General features: G+C 70.7%; 16 protein-coding genes. 12 read left to right on the forward strand and 4 right to left on the reverse strand.

The window, feature by feature from the left end; genetic code table 11:
* The first annotated feature begins 1 nt into the window (after position 1).
* The 3 genes from E4191_RS08535 (at position 2) to E4191_RS08545 (ending at position 2,424) form a co-directional block, all read left to right on the forward strand.
* On the forward strand, positions 2–394 hold the full coding sequence (locus tag E4191_RS08535) for an MAPEG family protein (protein ID WP_135313036.1): 393 nt from the start codon (positions 2–4) through the stop codon (positions 392–394).
* Positions 395–472: 78 nt separating this feature from the next.
* Positions 473–1,861: a dihydrolipoyl dehydrogenase gene (lpdA, locus tag E4191_RS08540; RefSeq protein WP_407947012.1), complete on the forward strand. Its 1,389-nt coding sequence runs from the start codon at positions 473–475 to the stop codon at positions 1,859–1,861.
* 77 nt (positions 1,862–1,938) lie between these two features.
* Positions 1,939–2,424 carry a lytic transglycosylase domain-containing protein gene (locus E4191_RS08545; RefSeq protein WP_135313038.1) on the forward strand — a complete coding sequence of 162 codons (486 nt, stop codon included), beginning with the start codon at positions 1,939–1,941 and terminating at the stop codon, positions 2,422–2,424.
* A gap of 19 nt (positions 2,425–2,443) precedes the next feature.
* On the opposite strand, the gene E4191_RS08550 is transcribed toward E4191_RS08545, so the two are convergent.
* Positions 2,444–3,064: a lytic transglycosylase domain-containing protein gene (locus tag E4191_RS08550; protein WP_135313039.1), complete on the reverse strand. Its 621-nt coding sequence runs from the start codon at positions 3,062–3,064 to the stop codon at positions 2,444–2,446.
* A 217-nt stretch (positions 3,065–3,281) separates the two neighbouring features.
* On the opposite strand from E4191_RS08550, the gene ssb reads away from it, so the two are divergent.
* On the forward strand, positions 3,282–3,800 hold the full coding sequence (gene ssb, locus E4191_RS08555) for a single-stranded DNA-binding protein (RefSeq protein ID WP_135313040.1): 519 nt from the start codon (positions 3,282–3,284) through the stop codon (positions 3,798–3,800).
* Positions 3,801–4,031: 231 nt separating this feature from the next.
* Positions 4,032–5,078, forward strand: coding sequence for a Leu/Phe/Val dehydrogenase (locus tag E4191_RS08560; protein WP_135313041.1), 1,047 nt, complete (start codon positions 4,032–4,034; stop codon positions 5,076–5,078).
* A 101-nt stretch (positions 5,079–5,179) separates the two neighbouring features.
* Here the strand turns inward: E4191_RS08560 and aroB are convergent, their stop codons facing one another.
* Positions 5,180–6,292 carry a 3-dehydroquinate synthase gene (gene aroB, locus E4191_RS08565; protein ID WP_135313042.1) on the reverse strand — a complete coding sequence of 371 codons (1,113 nt, stop codon included), beginning with the start codon at positions 6,290–6,292 and terminating at the stop codon, positions 5,180–5,182.
* A complete protein-coding gene (locus E4191_RS08570; RefSeq protein ID WP_269436669.1) occupies positions 6,289–6,855 on the reverse strand; it encodes a shikimate kinase in 567 nt (188 codons plus the stop codon). Before E4191_RS08570 ends, aroB begins: the two co-directional genes overlap by 4 nt.
* 115 nt (positions 6,856–6,970) lie before the next feature.
* Between E4191_RS08570 and E4191_RS23740 the strand changes: the two genes are divergently transcribed.
* The 7 genes from E4191_RS23740 (at position 6,971) to E4191_RS08600 (ending at position 14,919) form a co-directional block, all read left to right on the forward strand.
* The gene (locus E4191_RS23740; RefSeq protein ID WP_168217588.1) at positions 6,971–7,126 is read left to right on the forward strand and encodes a hypothetical protein; all 156 of its coding nucleotides are present in this window, start codon (positions 6,971–6,973) and stop codon (positions 7,124–7,126) included.
* Complete coding sequence (locus E4191_RS08575) at positions 7,119–8,621, forward strand: hypothetical protein (protein WP_135313044.1); 1,503 nt, start codon at positions 7,119–7,121, stop codon at positions 8,619–8,621. Before E4191_RS23740 ends, E4191_RS08575 begins: the two co-directional genes overlap by 8 nt.
* Positions 8,618–9,592, forward strand: coding sequence for a site-specific tyrosine recombinase XerD (locus tag E4191_RS08580; protein ID WP_135313045.1), 975 nt, complete (start codon positions 8,618–8,620; stop codon positions 9,590–9,592). The genes E4191_RS08575 and E4191_RS08580 overlap by 4 nt, the downstream gene beginning before the upstream one ends.
* 10 nt (positions 9,593–9,602) lie before the next feature.
* On the forward strand, positions 9,603–10,931 hold the full coding sequence (locus E4191_RS08585) for an HlyC/CorC family transporter (RefSeq protein ID WP_135313046.1): 1,329 nt from the start codon (positions 9,603–9,605) through the stop codon (positions 10,929–10,931).
* A 91-nt stretch (positions 10,932–11,022) separates the two neighbouring features.
* Entirely contained in the window at positions 11,023–13,044 is a 2,022-nt protein-coding gene (gene tkt, locus E4191_RS08590) for a transketolase (RefSeq protein WP_135313047.1), read from the forward strand.
* An 85-nt stretch (positions 13,045–13,129) separates the two neighbouring features.
* Positions 13,130–14,074: a DMT family transporter gene (locus tag E4191_RS08595; RefSeq protein ID WP_135313048.1), complete on the forward strand. Its 945-nt coding sequence runs from the start codon at positions 13,130–13,132 to the stop codon at positions 14,072–14,074.
* Positions 14,050–14,919, forward strand: a complete 870-nt coding sequence (locus E4191_RS08600) for a lysophospholipid acyltransferase family protein (protein ID WP_135313049.1) — start codon at positions 14,050–14,052, stop codon at positions 14,917–14,919. The genes E4191_RS08595 and E4191_RS08600 overlap by 25 nt, the downstream gene beginning before the upstream one ends.
* 33 nt (positions 14,920–14,952) lie before the next feature.
* On the opposite strand, the gene E4191_RS08605 is transcribed toward E4191_RS08600, so the two are convergent.
* Positions 14,953–16,362 (reverse strand): class II 3-deoxy-7-phosphoheptulonate synthase, encoded by a 1,410-nt coding sequence (locus E4191_RS08605; protein ID WP_135313050.1) that lies wholly within the window; start codon positions 16,360–16,362, stop codon positions 14,953–14,955.
* Positions 16,363–16,480: the final 118 nt, after the last annotated feature.

Consider the following 16,480-nt stretch of genomic DNA (forward strand, 5'->3'; position numbering starts at 1 on the left):
CATGTCGCCCGAGATCACCGTCCTGGCCCTGGCGGGCCTGCTGCAGACGGCGCAGTTCGCGGCCTTCTCGGTCATGGCGCAGCGCCAGATCGGCCCCAAGGCCGCCATGGGCCCGCGCGACAACGTCTCGGTCCAGCTGACCGGAACCGCCGGCCGGTTGCAGCGCGCCTTCGCCAACCATTTCGAGGGGCTGATCATGTTCACCCTGGCGGTGGTCGTGGTGACGCTCGGCGAGGCCGCCTCGACCCTCACGGCCGCCTGCGCCTGGATCTATCTGGGCGCGCGGCTCCTCTATGTTCCGGCCTACCTGCTGGGCTGGGTGCCGGGCCGGTCGATCATCTGGGCCGTGGGCTTTGCCGCGACGGTGGTGATGATCCTGGCCGCCCTCTTCTGATGTCACCTTGGACCAAATATCCCGCGGGGGTCCGGGGGCGCGAAGCCCCCGGTCCGCGGTCCGACGAAAGGAATTCGCATGTATGATCTGATCGTGATCGGCGCCGGCCCCGGCGGCTATGTCTGCGCCATCCGCGCCGCCCAGTTGGGCCTCAAGGTGGGCGTGGTCGAAGGCCGCGACGCGCTCGGCGGCACCTGCCTCAACGTGGGCTGCATCCCCTCCAAGGCGCTGCTGCATGCCAGCCACCTGCTGCACGAGTCGCAGGAGAACTTCGAGAAGATGGGCCTGATGACCAGCCCGGTCGAGGTCGACTGGACGAAGATGCAGAGCTACAAGGCCGAGACGGTCGCGGGCAACACCAAAGGCATCGAGTTCCTGTTCAAGAAGAACAAGATCGACTGGATCAAGGGCTGGGCCAGCATCCCCGCCCCCGGCCGCGTCAAGGTGGGCGGCACCGAGCACGAGGCCAAGGCCATCGTCATCGCCACCGGCTCGTCGCCCGCCGCCCTGAAGGGCGTCGAGGTCGACAACGAGGGCGGCACCATAGTCGATTCGACCGGCGCGCTGGTCCTGCCGAAGATCCCGAAATCCATGATCGTGATCGGCGCGGGCGTGATCGGACTGGAGCTGGGCTCGGTTTATTCCCGCCTCGGCGCCGAGGTGACGGTGATCGAGTATCTCGACGTCATCACCCCCGGCCTCGATACCGAGATCCAGAAGCAGTTCCACAAGATCCTGGCCAAGCAGGGCCTGAAATTCATCATGGGCGCCGCCGTCACCTCGGCGCAGGTCAAGGAGGGCGGGGCCGAGGTCGCCTATGCCCTGAGGAAGGACGACAGCCAGCAGACGCTGACGGCCGACGTGGTCCTGGTCTCGACCGGGCGGCGCCCGCATGTCGAGGGGCTGGGCCTCGAGGCGCTTGGCGTCGCGATGACCGATCGCGGCCAGGTGAAGGTCGACGGCCACTGGGCCACCTCGGTCAAGGGCATCTATGCCATTGGCGACGCGGTGCCCGGCACGATGCTGGCCCACAAGGCCGAGGACGAGGGCATGGCCGTGGCCGATGTCATCGCCGGCAAGCATGGCCATGTGAACTACGGCGTCATCCCGGCGGTGATCTACACCACCCCCGAGGTCGCCAGCGTCGGCCTGACCGAGGAGCAGGCGAAGGAAGGCGGCCGCAAGATCAAGATCGGCAAGTTCCCCTTCATGGGCAATGCCCGCGCCAAGGCCCAGTTCCAGGGCGAGGGCTTCGTCAAGCTGATCGCGGATGCCGAGACCGACCGGATCCTGGGCTGCCACATCATCGGCCCGTCGGCGGGCGACCTGATCCACGAGGTCTGCGTGGCGATGGAGTTCGGCGCCTCGGCCGAGGACCTGGCGCTGACCTGCCATGCACATCCGACCGTGTCGGAAGCCGTGCGCGAGGCGGCGCTGGCCTGCGGGACCGGCGCCATCCATGCCTGATGTCCTCCATGATTGAGGATGGGGCGGCAAGGGGGGCGTTGCCCCCCTCGGCGCTGGCGCGTCTCACCCCCCAAGATATGTGCGGACCCAAGCTGGGCCGGAGGGGGGTGCTGCTGTCCGTGCTGGCGCTGGCCGCCTGCGGCGGCGGCGGAGGTCGGTCCTCGGGTCCGGACGGGCGGGTCACCGGATCGGGGCTCTACCCGAACGAGACACCCTATCTGCGGCGGCGGATCAACTACTGGGCGCGCCAGAACGGCGTGCCCGCCTCGCTGGTGCAGCGGGTGGTGATCCGCGAGTCGCAGCACCGCCCCGGTGCGCGCAACGGCCCCCATTACGGTCTGATGCAGATCGCGCCGCAGACGGCGCGGACCATGGGCTATCGCGGCCCGGATCTGGGTCTTCTGGATGCCGATACCAACCTGCGCTATGGCGTGCGGTACCTGCGCGGCGCCTGGCTGGTAGCCGAGGGCGATTCCGACGCGGCGATCATGTGGTACACGCGCGGCTACTATTACGAGGCGCGGCGCAAGGGCCTGCTGAAGCGGACCGGGCTGCGGAGCTAATGCCCGCAGCCGCGGGCGGTCAGCCGCCCGCGACGATGCGCACGTAGTTGCGCGTCTCGCGGAAGGGCGGGATGCCGCCGTATTTCTGCACGGCGCCGGGGCCCGCATTGTAGGCGGCCAGCGCCAGCGTCCAGTTACCGAACTGGTTGTACATCATCCGAAGATAGCGCGCGCCGCCGTTCAGGTTCTGCACCGGGTCGGTCGGGTTCACGCCCAGCTTGGCCGCCGTCCCGGGCATCAGCTGCGCCAGGCCCATCGCGCCCTTGTGCGAGCGGGCATTGGGGTTCCAGCCCGATTCCTGCTGCACGAGGCGCAGGAACAGATCCTCGGGGATCCCGTGGCGCTGCGCCGCCTGGCGGGCATGGGGCATGTATTCGCTGCGCCGACCGGTATAGCGGGGGATGGCCGGGGCGATCTCGGGGGCGATCTCGCGCCCTGCCCCGCCCGGCTGCAACCGGCTGGAGGACTGGTACTGCGTCGACAGCCGCGAATCCATCAGCCGGGTCTGGCGGGCGAACTGTTCGGCCCGCGACCGCGACGAGTCGCCCGACAGGCGCAGCCCCTGCGCCTCGACCGGCAGCGCCACGGTGGTGATCAGCCCCGCGCAAAGCGCCGACTTCAGGAAATGGCCCAGCTGCATCTTGTCCGCCCTCGTTCGTGTCGACCGCGGCTTCGGGCCGCTTTTGAGGGCGACTATACATCAAAACCTCATCGTTTCCAGTCGGCGCGTGGCGCGGCGCGGCGCCGGTCGGGCGGTGGGCGGGTTCCTGCGCGTTTCCTAACGGGGAATCCTTGCGAGGGTGGTCCGGGCTGGGCTAGACGCGGGGACAAATGGACATCATCCAAGGAATCCGCTCATGGCAGGCAGCGTCAACAAGGTCATCATCGTCGGCAATCTGGGGCAGGACCCCGAGGTGCGCAGCTTCCAGAACGGCGGCAAGGTGGTGAACCTGCGGATCGCCACCTCGGAGACCTGGAAGGACAAGAACAGCGGCGAGCGCCAAGAGCGCACGCAGTGGCACACCGTCGCCATCTTCTCGGAGCCGCTGGCCCGCATCGCCGAGCAGTACCTGCGCAAGGGCAGCAAGGTCTATGTCGAGGGGCAGCTGGAAACCCGCAAATGGCAGGACCAGTCGGGCGCCGACCGCTATTCGACCGAGGTCGTGCTGCGTCCCTATCGCGGCGAGCTGACCCTGCTGGACGGGCGCGGCGGAGCGGGCGGCGGGGGCCAGGGCGGCTCGGGCGGCGGCGCGTCGGGCGGCGGTTATGACGATTACAACCAAGGTGCGCCGTCCGGGCGCAGCGGCGGCGGCGCGCCTTCGGGCGGCGGCGGTGGCGGCGGCCGGGCGGATTACGACGACGAGATCCCGTTCTGAGGATCCTCTGACCGAATCACCCGAGGACGGGGGCGGCTGCAGGGCCGCCCCTTTCGCATGGGCCCCGGTGCGATCTGTCGCGCGCTCTGCCTGTGGCTTGGCGCAAGTTGCGCGCGCGGGCCCGCGGCTTTGCGAATGATCCTGTCCTTGCAAACGCACCGGTTCGGCCCACATTGACGACAGTTCTGCGACGATCCCCCGCATCGCGACCCCCCCATGAAAGCTGCCCCGATGGCCCTGACATTGACCGACCTGACCGCCCCCGAGGGCTTCGAGCGCCTCGTTCTGGCCGAGGCCCCCGAAGCCGGCCTGCGCGCGCTGATCTGCCTGCATTCGACCGCACTCGGCCCGGCGGCGGGCGGCTGCCGGATGTGGCGCTATGCGGATGACGATGCCGCGATCCGCGACGTGACGCGGCTGGCGCGCGGCATGACCCACAAGAACGCGATGGCCGATCTGGGCTTGGGCGGCGGCAAGGCCGTCATCTTCGGCGACGCCGCCACCGACAAGACGCCCCGGATGATGCGCGCCTTCGGCGCGGCCGTCGAGGCGCTGGAGGGCCGCTACTGGACCGCCGAGGACGTGGGCATCTCGCCCGAGGACATGGCCCATGCTGCCGAGGCGACGCGCTTTGCGGTGGGCCTGTCGGGAGCCTCGGGCGATCCCTCGCCCTGGACCGCCGAGGGGGTGTTCCGCTGCCTGCAGACCGGCGCGGGCCATGTCTTCGGCACCACTGACCTGACCGGGCGGCGCGTGCTGGTGCAGGGCCTGGGCCATGTGGGCCTGTCCTTGGCCGAGAAGCTGGCCAAGGCGGGCGCGCGCCTGACCGTCACCGACATCAACCCGGCGGCCGTGCAGGACGCGGCCCACAGGCTGGGCGCGGCGGTCTGCGCGCCCGATGCCGTCTTCGACCAGCAGGTCGAGATCCTGGCCCCCTGCGCCCTGGGTGGCGTGCTGACCGACGAGACCGCGCAGGCGCTGTCGGCCAGCTTGGTCTGCGGCGCGGCGAACAACCAGCTGGCGCATGACGGGGTCGCGGGCCTGCTGGCCGCGCGCGAGATCACCTATCTGCCCGACTACGTGGTCAATGCCGGCGGCATCATCAGCGTGGCCAGCGAGATCCACGGCAAGCCCGATGCCTGGCGGCTGGAACGCCTGACCGCCATTGCCGGGCGCGTGGGGCAGATGCTGGCCCGCGCCACCGAGACGGGCCGCGCGCCGGCCCAGGTCGCGGACGAGATAGTCGCCGCCATGCTGGACACGCGCCGCGCCGCCTGAGGAGAAGCGGCTTGCCGAGAACCGGCCTGTGGGCGGAAGACGGCGACAGCCAGCCCGGGCGGGCCCCTCGATGGGGGCCGATCCGGGCTCTTCGGCCCTGCTCAGGCCAGGCGGGCGTCGCGCAGCACGGAATGCAGCATGTCCGCCTGCACCGCATCGCTGACGAAGGCCGCGCCGATGCCGCGGGCCAGCACGAAGCGCAGCTGCCCATCGACGACCTTCTTGTCCTGACCCATCAGCCCGATCAGCGCCGCATCGTCCGGCAGATCGCCCGGGATGTCCGACAGGCGCGCGGGCAGGCCCATCGCCGCCAGATGCGCCAGCACGCGGCTCGGCTCTTCCTGCGCGCACAGGCCCATCCGCGCCGACAGGTCGAAAGCCAGCGCGCAGCCGACCGCCACCCCCTCGCCATGCAGCAGCCGGTCGGAATAGCCGGTCGCGGATTCCAGAGCATGGCCGAAGGTATGGCCCAGGTTCAGCAGCGCGCGTTCGCCCTGCTCGGTCTCGTCGCGGGTGACGATGCCCGCCTTCATCGCGACCGCATGGGCCACGGCCTGCTGACGCAGGGCGGGATCCTCGCGCAGGCGGGGGCCGTTCTCCTCGAGCCAGGCAAAGAAGGCGGCGTCGGCCAGCAGGCCGTATTTCGCCACCTCGCCATAGCCCGACAGGAAGTCGCGCGGGCTCAGCGTGTCCAGCACGTCGATGTCGGCCAGCACCAGCGACGGCTGGTGGAAGGCGCCGACCAGGTTCTTGCCGCGCGGGCTGTTGATGCCGGTCTTGCCGCCGACGCTGCTGTCGACCTGCGCCAGAAGCGTGGTGGGCAGCTGCACGAAGCGCACGCCGCGCCGCAGGATCGCGGCGGCAAAGCCCACCAGATCGCCGATCACGCCGCCGCCGAGGGCCAGCACCACGTCGCGCCGCTCGACCTGCTGGTCCAGCAGCCATTCGACGCAGGCGATCAGATGCGGCCAGCTTTTTGTGCCCTCGCCCGCGGGCAGGACCAGCGCCTCGCTGGCGATGCCCGCCGCGCGCAGGGCCTCCTGCAGGGGGGCCAGATGCAGCCCCGCCACGGTCGCGTCGGTGACGATGGCCACGCGCGGCCGGGCCAGCAGGGGCGCGATCTGGGCGCCCGCCCCCGCCAGCAGCCCCGCGCCGATGCGGACATCATAGGCGCGCGCGCCCAGGGGAACGTGGACGGTGACGGGATCGGTCATGGGATCTCCTGGATCAGGGTCGGATCGGCGCCGGCCAGCGCGGCGATCAGGCGGGTGGCCGAGGCCTCGATGCTGTCGCCGGCCTGGGACAGGAATTCCAGCCCGGCCTGCGCATAGACGGGCGCGCGCTCGTCCAGCAGGCGCAGCAGCGTGCCCTTGGGGTCGGCGGTCTGCAAAAGGGGGCGCGTGGGCCGCTGGCGCACGCGGTGCCACAGCAGCTCGGGCGGGCAGTTCAGCCAGACCGACAGCCCGCGCGCCGCGATCATGGCGCGGTTGTGCGGCTGCATCCACGCCCCGCCCCCGGTCGAGATCACCCCCGGCGCCCCGGCCAGGATCCGCGCCAGCACCTGGGATTCGCGGGCGCGGAAGAACGCCTCGCCGTCGCGGGCAAAGATCTCGCTGATCGACATGGCGGCGGCGGCCTCGATCTCGGCGTCGGAATCGGTGAAGGGCACGCGCAGCCTGCGGGCCAGTTCCGACCCGATCGCCGTCTTGCCGGCGCCCATCATTCCGATCAGCACGATATGGCGCGTCAGCCGCTTCGACATGCCTGCCCCCTCAATCGGGTGACTGAATGACGTGATCTTTCGGAAATTGCCATCTATATTCGCCGCGAACCGACCCGGAAGCGGTCGGGAGCCAACGAAACACGGTCGAGCGAGGGCGAACGGAATGCGGATGTTGAAACTGCTGGTGGTGCTGATTCTGGCCGGGCTGATCGGCCTGGCGGGCTATGCCTATTTCGGCGACATGGCCCCCGTCCAGCAAGAGGTCCGCCATCCGCTGACGCTGGACGCACCGACCCCCGACCCCGCCGGGCCCGCCGGTGACTGATCGCCCCACCCATCGGACACGCGCCGCCCTGCTGGCACTGGCGCTGTCGGCCCTGCCCCTGGCGGCCGCGGCGCAAAGCCAGCCGCTGTCGGCCAGCGACTGGCTGTCGGGCAGCGTGCGCGGGCCAGTGCGGGAAAGCTCGGCCTGGCGGCCGGGCGATGCGCCCCCGCCCGACCGGCCCGGCGCCCGGCCCGAGGCGGTGGCGACCAGCGGTGCGGTGGGGACGGTGCAGGTCACGCGGCTGGATCAGGGCGATCCCGACCAGACCGGCACGCAAAGCCCGCGCCGCGCCGGCCTGCCCGTCGATCTGTGGGCGGGCAGCGATCCGCAGCGCCTCGCCGAGATGGTCCTGGCCACGCCCGCCCGGCTGCCGTCGATGCAGGCGCTGCTGCGCCGCGTGCTGACCGCGCAGCTGGCCCCGCCCTCGGGCGACAGCGCGGAGGGGGCGGCGCGGGGTCGGCTGTTTTTGGCCCGCGCCGACCGGCTGCTGGACATGGGCGCGCTGGACGAGGCGCAGGCCCTGCTGGTCGCCGCCGGTCCCGGCCAGCCCGAGATCTTTCGCCGCATGTTCGACATCGCCCTGCTGGAGGGCGACGAGGGCCGCGCCTGCGCCATCATGAACGGCACGCCCGGCATCGCGCCCAGCTTTGCCGCCCGCATATTCTGCCTGGCGCAGACCGGGGACTGGGCCGCCGCCGCCGTCAGCCTGCACGGCGCCGAGGCGCTTGGCCTCATCGACGAACGCCAGGCGATCCTGCTGACGCATTTCCTGGACGACGCCTTCGTCGACAGCCCGGACCTGCTGGAACCGGCCGAGCGCATGACGCCGCTGGAATTCCGCATCCACGAGGCCGTGGGCCAGCCCCTGCCGACCCTGCCTTTGCCGGTGGCTTTCGCGCAGTCCGACCTGCGCCTGAACAGCGGCTTCAAGGCCCGGCTGGACGCGGCCGAACGCCTGGCCCGGTCGGGCGCCCTGCCGCCCGCCAGCCTGCGCCAGATCTATGGCGAACAGCGCCCCGCCGCCTCGGGCGGGGTCTGGGAACGCGCCGGCGTCATGCGCACGCTGGAGGCGGCTCTGGCCGGGGGCGATCTGACCCAGGCCCTGCCCCGGGCCTTCGACGAGTTCCGCGCCGTGGGCATGGCCGATCTGCTGGCCGGGATGATCGCCGCCGACCTGCCCGCCGATCCCGCCCGCGACATCCCCGATCCCCGCGCCGCCGAGATTGCGGGCCTGCTGCGCGCCTTCGCCGGGCTGCCCGGCACCGCCGTGCCCGAACCCGCGCCTGAGCTGGCCGCCCCCGTGCCCCCGCCCCCCGCCGCGCAGCGGGGCGAGGCGCTGCTGGGCGCGATGACCGATATCGATGCCGGGCTAGAGGGCGATCTGGCCCGCGCCGCGCGCGGCATCGCCATGCTGCGCGCCCTGGGCCTGGCCGAGGATGCCGACCGCGCGCAGACCCAGATCGCGCTGCTGCCGCAGATGGCGGCCACCCCATGAGCGGCGATCACACCGCCATCTCGGCCTTCCTCGACGCGCAGGCGGCCGAGGCGGGGGCGGCGCGCAACACGCTGCTGGCCTATGGGCGCGACCTGCGCGACCTGTCGGACTGGCTGGGGCGGCGCGGGCTGTCGCTGGCCGGGCTGACCCGCGACCAGATCGAAGATTATTTGTCCTTCTGCGACGCGCAGGGCCTGTCGCGCGCCACCCGCGCGCGCCGCCTGTCGGCCATCCGCCAGTTCACCCGCTTCGCGCTGGACGAGGGCTGGCGCGAGGACGACCCGGCGATCCGCCTCAGCGGTCCCGGACGGGCCAAGCGCGTGCCCCGCACGCTGGACCGCGACCAGATCGAGGCGCTGCTGGGCGCCTCGTCCGGGCTGGGGCGCAGCCCCGTCGACCGGGCGCGCAACCTGTGCATGATGGAACTGCTCTACGCCACCGGCATGCGGGTCAGCGAGCTGGTCAGCCTGCCCGTGGCGGGCTGCCGGGGCGATCCGGCGGTGCTGGTGATCCGCGGCAAGGGCGGCAAGGAGCGCATGGTCCCCCTGGGCCCCGCAGCCCGCGCCGCGATGCGCGACTGGCTGGCCATCCGCGACAACGCCCCGCAGGGCAGCGCGCTCTATCGGCTGCTGGCCGGACGCGGCGCGCGCTGGCTGTTCCCCGCGCCGGGCGCCGCCGGCCACCTGCCGCGCCAGAGCTTCTCGCGCCTCCTGGGACAGATGGCGGTGGCGGCGGGGATCGACCCGACCCGCGTCACGCCGCATGTCATCCGCCACGCCTTTGCCACGCATCTTCTGGAAGGCGGCGCCGACCTGCGCTCGATCCAGATGCTGCTGGGCCATGCCGATCTGGGCTCGACCGAGATCTACACCCATGTTCTGGACAACCGCATGCGCGATCTGGTCCTGAACCATCACCCGCTGGCCGACGTTCAGACCTCGACCGACCCTGCCCCCAAACCTGCAACCTGACCAAGGACCCATGGACGATCCATCCTCTGCCTTAGATTTCGCGGCCCTCATGACCATCGGGGCCATCCTGATCTGCCTGATCCTGTCGGGCTTTTTCTCCGGCTCTGAAACCGCGCTGACGGCGGCCAGCAAGGCCAAGCTGCGCGCCCGCGCCGATCGCGGCGACAGCGGCGCCGAGGCCGCCATCAAGGTCACCGCCGACAGCGAGAAGCTGATCGGTGCCATCCTTCTGGGCAACAACGTCGTCAACATCCTGGCCGCCAGTCTGGCGACCGCGCTGTTCACGCGGCTGCTGGGCGCCAGCGGCGTGGCCATCGCCACGCTGGTGATGACCGTGCTGGTGCTGATCTTCTCCGAGGTCATGCCCAAGACCTATGCCATCTCGTCGCCCGAGAAGGTCGCGAGCCTTGTGGCCCGCCCGATCCGCATCCTGACCATCATCCTGGCCCCGGTGGTCACCGTGGTCCGCGCCATCGTGAACCTGATCCTGTCGGTCGCCGGTCTGAAGACCGATCCGGGCAAGCACATGTTCTCGATCGAGGAAGAGATCGAGGGCGCGCTGTCCATCGGGCACGCGCAGGGCGCCGTCAACAAGGAGGACCGCGACCGCCTGCTGGGCGCGCTGGACCTGGGCAACCGCACCGTCGAGGAGATCATGCGCCACCGCAGCGAGATCCAGATGATCGACGGCTCGCTGCCGCCCGAGACGATCCTGGAGACCGTGCTGGCCAGCCCCCACACCCGCCTGCCCGTCTATCGCGAGGAGCGCGAGAACATCGTGGGCGTGGTCCATGCCAAGGACCTGCTGCGCGCCGTCAACCGCGCCGTGCGCGATGCGGGCGATGCGCAGGTGGCGCGCAAGTTCGACATCATGGATGTCGTCATGCCGCCCTATTTCGTCCCCGAGACCAGCGCCTTGGACGAACAGATGCGCGAGTTCCTGAAACGCCGGACGCATTTCGCGCTGGTCGTCGACGAATACGGCAGCCTGCGCGGCCTGATCACGCTGGAGGACATCATCGAGGAGATCGTGGGCGAGATCGCCGACGAACACGACACCGAAGAGGACCAGACCCTCAAGCCGAACGCCACCGGCGACTATCTGGTCGAGGGCGGCATGACCATCCGCGACCTGAACCGCCAGCTGGACTGGACCCTGCCCGACGAGGAGGCCAACACCGTCGCGGGCCTCGTCATCTACATGGCGCAGTCGATCCCCGACCAGGGCCAGGTGTTCAGCTTCCACGGCTACCGTTTCGAGGTCGTGACCCGGCGCGAGAACCGCATCACGCGCCTGCGCATCCGCCCCCTGGTCCCGGTCGCCAAGGCCGACGCCTGACCCTGCCCGATCCCTAGGGCCGCGCGGATGTCCCTCCGCGCAGCCCTGCCCCTTTCGGGGCCATCCCGTCGTCTGCAAGGAACACCTGCCCATGGATATCGCCGCCCGCCGCCTCGCCGATCCCGATCACTGGTCCTTGGCCAGCGCCATCCGCGTGCTGTCCATGGACGCCGTCGAGGCCGCGCAATCGGGCCATCCCGGCATGCCGATGGGCATGGCCGACGTGGCCACGGTGCTGTTCGGCAGGCATTTGACATTCGATGCCGCGGCGCCCAACTGGTTCGACCGCGACCGCTTCGTGCTGTCGGCGGGGCACGGCTCGATGCTGATCTATGCGCTGCTGCATCTGACCGGCTACGAGCAGATGACGCTGGACCAGATCCGCAACTTCCGCCAGCTGGGCGCGATCACGGCGGGCCATCCCGAATACGGCCATGTCGAGGGGGTCGAGACGACCACCGGCCCACTTGGCCAGGGCCTGGCCACCGCCGTCGGCATGGCCATCGCCGAGGAGGCGATGCGCGCCGAATTTGGCGCCGATCTGTGCGATCACCGCACCTGGGTCATCGCGGGCGACGGCTGCCTGATGGAGGGGCTGAGCCACGAGGCCATCGCCTTGGCCGGCCACCAGCAGCTGGGCCGTCTGATCGTGCTGTGGGACAACAACGACATCACCATCGACGGCCGCGTCAGCCTGTCCGACCGCACCGACCAGCGCGCGCGCTTCGCCGCCGCCGGCTGGCGGGTGCTGTCCTGCGACGGCCATGACGCCGCCGACATCGACCGCGCCCTGACCGAGGCCGCCCGCAACGAGGGCCGTCCCGTGCTGGTCGACTGCAAGACGATCATCGGCTTCGGCGCGCCCGGCAAGGCCGACAGCAGCAAGGCCCACGGCTCGCCCCTGGGGGCCGACGAGATCGCCGCCGCCCGCGCCGCCTTCGGCTGGAGCCACGCGCCCTTCGTCCTTCCCGACGAGGTCCTTGCCGCCTGGCGCGCGATCGGCCGGCGCGGCGCCCCGGCCCGCGCCGCCTGGAACGACCGCGTGGACGACCTGTCCGACGCCGACCGCCGCGAATTCGCCCGCCGCATCGGATCCGACCCGCATCCGCGCCTCGATGCCCTGATCGACGCCTTCAAGGCGCAGACGCTGGAGAGTGCCCCGAAGATGGCGACCCGCAAGGCCAGCGAGAACGTGCTGGAGGTGCTGAATGCCGAGATGCCCGAGAATTTCGGCGGCTCGGCCGACCTCACCGGCTCGAACAACACCCGGACGGGCGGACAGGGGGTCTTCAGCCCCGAAAACCGCGCGGGCCGCTATCTGCACTACGGCATCCGCGAACACGGCATGGCGGCGGCCATGAACGGCATCTGGCTGCATGGGGGCTTTCGGCCCTATGGTGGCACCTTCCTGACCTTCACCGATTACGCGCGCGGCGCGATGCGCCTGTCGGCGCTGATGGGCCTGCCGGTGGTCTATGTGATGACCCATGACAGCATCGGCCTGGGCGAGGACGGACCCACCCACCAGCCGGTCGAGCATCTGGCCCTCTGCCGCGCCACCCCCAACACGCTGGTGCTGCGCCCCTGCGACCAGATCGAGACCGCCGAGGCCTGGCAGATCGCCCTGTCGCAGGACGCCACCCCCTCGGTCCTGGCCCTGTCGCGCCAGAACCTGCCCCTGCTGCGCCAGGAGGCGGGCGAGAACCTGTCGGCCCGGGGCGCCTATGTCCTGCGTGAGGCCTCGGGCGACGCCCCCCGGGTCATCCTGATGGCCACCGGGTCCGAGGTCGAGATCGCCGTCGCCGCCCGCGAGGCGCTGGAGGCGCAGGGCATCGCCACCCGCGTCGTCTCGGTCCCGTCGATGGAGCTGTTCCGCGACCAGCCGCAGGACTATCGCGCGGCCGTCCTGCCGCGCGGCCCGGTCCGCATCGCCATCGAGGCCGCCATCCGCCAACCTTGGGACTGGCTGCTCTTGGGCGAGCGGGGATCCGAGGACCGCGCGGCCTTCATCGGGATGGAGGGCTTTGGCGCCTCGGGCCCCGCGCCCGAGCTCTACGAGGCGTTCGGCATCACGGCGGCGGCGGTCGCCGACCGCGCGGCGGCGCTTCTGTGAGACGTGGGGATGCCTCCGGCGGGGATATTTTCATGAAGAAGATACCCGTTCTTCTTCACTCGAATATCCACGGTCCGGCGCTCTGATGCGGGTGCTTGCGCGGGGATTCGCGCTAATGGGGCGCGAGCGGGACGGGTTGCGGCAGCCGGGATCGGATCAGGCGCGCGGCATCGCCCTGCTGCTGGCCGCGATTCTGGGCTTCACGCTGATGGACGCGACGGCCAAGCACCTGACGCAGCTCTATCACCCCGCCCAAGTGGTCTGGGCGCGCTTCGTGGGCAACCTGCTGATCTTCGCGCTGATCTTTCGCGGGGCCATGCTGCCCTTGCTGCGCACCCGACAGCCGGGGACGCAATTCGCCCGGGCGCTGATGCAGCTGGGATCGGTGGTGCTGTTCTTCACCTCGCTGCAATATATCGGGCTGGCCGAGGCGACGGCGATCATGGACCTGAACCCGGTCCTGATCACGCTTGGCGCGGCGCTTTTCCTGGGCGAGCGGATCGGGCCGCGCCGTCTGGCGGGGATCGGCGTGGCGCTGGTGGGCGCCATGCTGATCATCCGTCCCGGCCTGGGGGTGTTTCAGCCCGCGGCCCTCCTGCCGCTGGCCGGGGCCTTCACCTATGCGGCGGGGGCGCTGCTCACGCGGATCGTGCGGGCCGATTCGGTGGCGACCTCGGTCATGTGGTCGGCGGTCGTGGGCAGCATCGCGACCAGCCTTGTCGTGCCGTTCTTCTGGCAGCCGATCGCGATGGGCGACCTGTGGGCCTTTGCCTTGCTGGCCATCTTCGGGACCGCCAGCCAGTACCTGCTGGTCCGTGCCTTCAGCGCCGCCGAGGCGGGCGTGCTGGCGCCCTTCGGCTATACCGGGCTGATCTGGGCGGGGATCTGGGGCTGGCTGTTCTTCGGGCAGCTGCCCGATCGGTGGACCATTGCCGGGGCTGCGGTTATCGTGGGCGCGGGCCTCTATGTCTGGTCGCGCGAGGCCCGCGCGACCCGGAAGGAACCATGCGCGACGACCGACCCCCGCTGACCGACCGCCTGGCGAACGGGGCGTTCCTGACGCTCATGTCGCTCGCGCGCCTTTTGCCCTACGAGCGGCGGATCCCGGCCATGGGCTGGGCCTTCGCGCATGTCATCGCGCCCATCGCGGGCTGGCGGCGGCGCATCCGCGACAACCTAAGCCTGGCGCGCCCCGACCTGAGCGCGCCCGAGATCGAGGCGCTGGTGCGCGCGGTCCCCGACAATGCCGGGCGGTCGCTGGCCGAGATCTATTCGGGCGAGGAGTTCACCGCCCGCATCCGTGCCGCCGATCCGCTGGAGGGTCCGGGCCTGCCCGCGCTGGAGGCGGCGCTGGAGGAGAACCGTCCCGTCATCCTCGTCTGCGCGCATTTCGGCAATTACGACGCGATGCGGGCGGCCTTGGCCGGGCGGGGCTGGCCGGTGGGCGCCCTCTATCGCCCGATGAACAACGAAGCGTTCAACCGCCATTACGTCCCCGCCATCACCGCCATCGCCGAGCCGCTGTTCCCGCGCGGCCGGTCGGGGCTGGCGGCGATGCTGCGCTTTCTGCGCGGCGGCGGCTGGCTGGCCTTGGGCTTCGACCAATTCGACCGCGAGGGGGCCGAGCTGCGCTTCTTCGACCTGCCCACCCGCACGGTGCTGACGCCCGCTGAGCTGGCGCGGCGCTATGATGCGATGGTGGTGCCGGTCGCGGGCATCCGGCAGCCCGACGGTCTGTCGTTTCGGGTGCAGGTCGGCGCGCCGGTGGCGCTGGACGAGCCGCGTGCGATGATGCAGGCGCTGAACGACGATCTGGAGATGCTGGTGCGGCGCCACATGGACCAATGGTTCTGGGTCCATCGCCGCTGGAAGTGAAAAGGCCCCGCGCGATGGCGGGGCCCTTCGGGATCAGCCGGCGGCGGCGGTCTTGGCCGGGGCCGCATCCTCGCGCCGGGCGCGCAGTTCCTCGGCGACCAGGAAGGCCAGTTCCAGCGACTGGCTGGCGTTCAGGCGCGGGTCGCAGGCGGTGTGGTAGCGGTCGGACAGGTCCTCGTCGGTGACGGCGCGCACGCCGCCGGTGCATTCGGTCACGTCCTTGCCGGTCATCTCGAAATGCACGCCGCCGGGGATGGTGCCCTCGGCCTTGTGGACCGCGAAGAATTCCCGCACCTCGCGCAGGATCGAATCGAAGGCCCGCGTCTTGTAGCCGGTCGAGGACTTGATGACGTTGCCGTGCATCGGGTCGCAGGACCAGACGACATTGGCGCCCTCGTCCTTGACCGCCTGCACCAGACGCGGCAGGTGATCGCCCACCTTGCCCGCGCCGAAGCGCGCGATCAGGGTCAGGCGCCCGGCCTCGTTCTGGGGGTTCAGCTTCGCCATCAGCACCTTGAGGTCATCGGCGGTCGTCGTGGGGCCGCATTTCAGGCCGATGGGATTCTGCACGCCCCGGCAGAATTCGACATGCGCACCGTCGGGCTGGCGCGTGCGGTCGCCGATCCAGATCATGTGGCCCGAGCCCGCCACCGGCAGGCCGGTGGTCGAATCGATCCGGGCAAGGGCCTCTTCGTATTCCAGCAGCAGCGCCTCGTGGCTGGTGTAGAAATCGACCTTGGAGAGCTGGTGCGCGGTGTCGGAATTGACCCCCGCCGCCTGCATGAAGGCCATCGCGTCGCTGATGCGGCCCGCGATGTCGCGATAGCGCGCGGCCTCGGGGCCGCCCACGAAATCGGCGATCCAGCTTTGCACCCGCTGCATGTCCGCAAAGCCGCCGGTCGAGAAGGCGCGCAGCAGGTTCAGCGACGCCGCCGCCTGCGTATAGGCCGCCAGCATCCGCTGCGGATCGGGGATGCGGGAGTCCGGGGTGAAGTCGAAGCCGTTGATGATGTCGCCGCGATAGCTGGGCAGCTCGACCCCGTCCACGACCTCGGTGGGCGCGCTGCGCGGCTTGGCGAACTGGCCCGCCATGCGGCCGACCTTGACCACCGGCATCTGCGCGCCCCAGGTCAGCACCACGGCCATCTGCAGCAGCACCTTGAAGGTGTCGCGCAGGTTGTCGGCGCTGAACTCGCTGAAGCTTTCCGCGCAATCGCCGCCCTGCAGCAGGAAGCCGCGCCCGGCGCCGACCTCGGCCAGCTGCGCCTTCAGGCGCCGCGCCTCGCCCGCGAAGACCAGCGGCGGATAGCGCCGCAGCTGATCCTCGACCGCGCCGAGGGCGGCGGCATCGGTATAGTCGGGCATCTGGACGCGCGGATAGGCGCGCCAGCCGGCCTTGTCCCATGCGGGGGTGGCGGCGGTCTTGCGGATATCCTGCGTCATGGCCTGTGGCTCCTGTCAAACGGTGGCGACGGTATAGACGTGATCGGCGGTCAGGAAAAGGCCTTGCCGCCCCGTTGGGCAGGGCGCATCGCGGACCCTTGCCGCGGCGCGAAATCCC

Origin of the sequence: Paracoccus liaowanqingii (assembly GCF_004683865.2) — a bacterium.
Classification (GTDB): Bacteria; Pseudomonadota; Alphaproteobacteria; order Rhodobacterales; family Rhodobacteraceae; genus Paracoccus; species Paracoccus liaowanqingii.

What these genes read in the sequence shown, in the direction of transcription:
- E4191_RS08585 (WP_135313046.1), top strand. Translation starts at nt 9,603, where the DNA reads ATGGACGATCCATCCTCTGCCTTAGATTTCGCGGCCCTCATGACCATC.
- E4191_RS08545 (WP_135313038.1), top strand. Translation starts at nt 1,939, where the DNA reads ATGTGCGGACCCAAGCTGGGCCGGAGGGGGGTGCTGCTGTCCGTGCTG.
- aroB (WP_135313042.1), bottom strand. Translation starts at nt 6,292, where the DNA reads ATGACCGATCCCGTCACCGTCCACGTTCCCCTGGGCGCGCGCGCCTAT.
- E4191_RS08600 (WP_135313049.1), top strand. Translation starts at nt 14,050, where the DNA reads ATGCGCGACGACCGACCCCCGCTGACCGACCGCCTGGCGAACGGGGCG.
- E4191_RS08605 (WP_135313050.1), bottom strand. Translation starts at nt 16,362, where the DNA reads ATGACGCAGGATATCCGCAAGACCGCCGCCACCCCCGCATGGGACAAG.
- tkt (WP_135313047.1), top strand. Translation starts at nt 11,023, where the DNA reads ATGGATATCGCCGCCCGCCGCCTCGCCGATCCCGATCACTGGTCCTTG.
- ssb (WP_135313040.1), top strand. Translation starts at nt 3,282, where the DNA reads ATGGCAGGCAGCGTCAACAAGGTCATCATCGTCGGCAATCTGGGGCAG.
- E4191_RS08535 (WP_135313036.1), top strand. Translation starts at nt 2, where the DNA reads ATGTCGCCCGAGATCACCGTCCTGGCCCTGGCGGGCCTGCTGCAGACG.
- E4191_RS08560 (WP_135313041.1), top strand. Translation starts at nt 4,032, where the DNA reads ATGGCCCTGACATTGACCGACCTGACCGCCCCCGAGGGCTTCGAGCGC.
- E4191_RS08595 (WP_135313048.1), top strand. Translation starts at nt 13,130, where the DNA reads ATGCGGGTGCTTGCGCGGGGATTCGCGCTAATGGGGCGCGAGCGGGAC.
- lpdA (WP_407947012.1), top strand. Translation starts at nt 473, where the DNA reads ATGTATGATCTGATCGTGATCGGCGCCGGCCCCGGCGGCTATGTCTGC.
- E4191_RS08550 (WP_135313039.1), bottom strand. Translation starts at nt 3,064, where the DNA reads ATGCAGCTGGGCCATTTCCTGAAGTCGGCGCTTTGCGCGGGGCTGATC.
- E4191_RS23740 (WP_168217588.1), top strand. Translation starts at nt 6,971, where the DNA reads ATGTTGAAACTGCTGGTGGTGCTGATTCTGGCCGGGCTGATCGGCCTG.
- E4191_RS08580 (WP_135313045.1), top strand. Translation starts at nt 8,618, where the DNA reads ATGAGCGGCGATCACACCGCCATCTCGGCCTTCCTCGACGCGCAGGCG.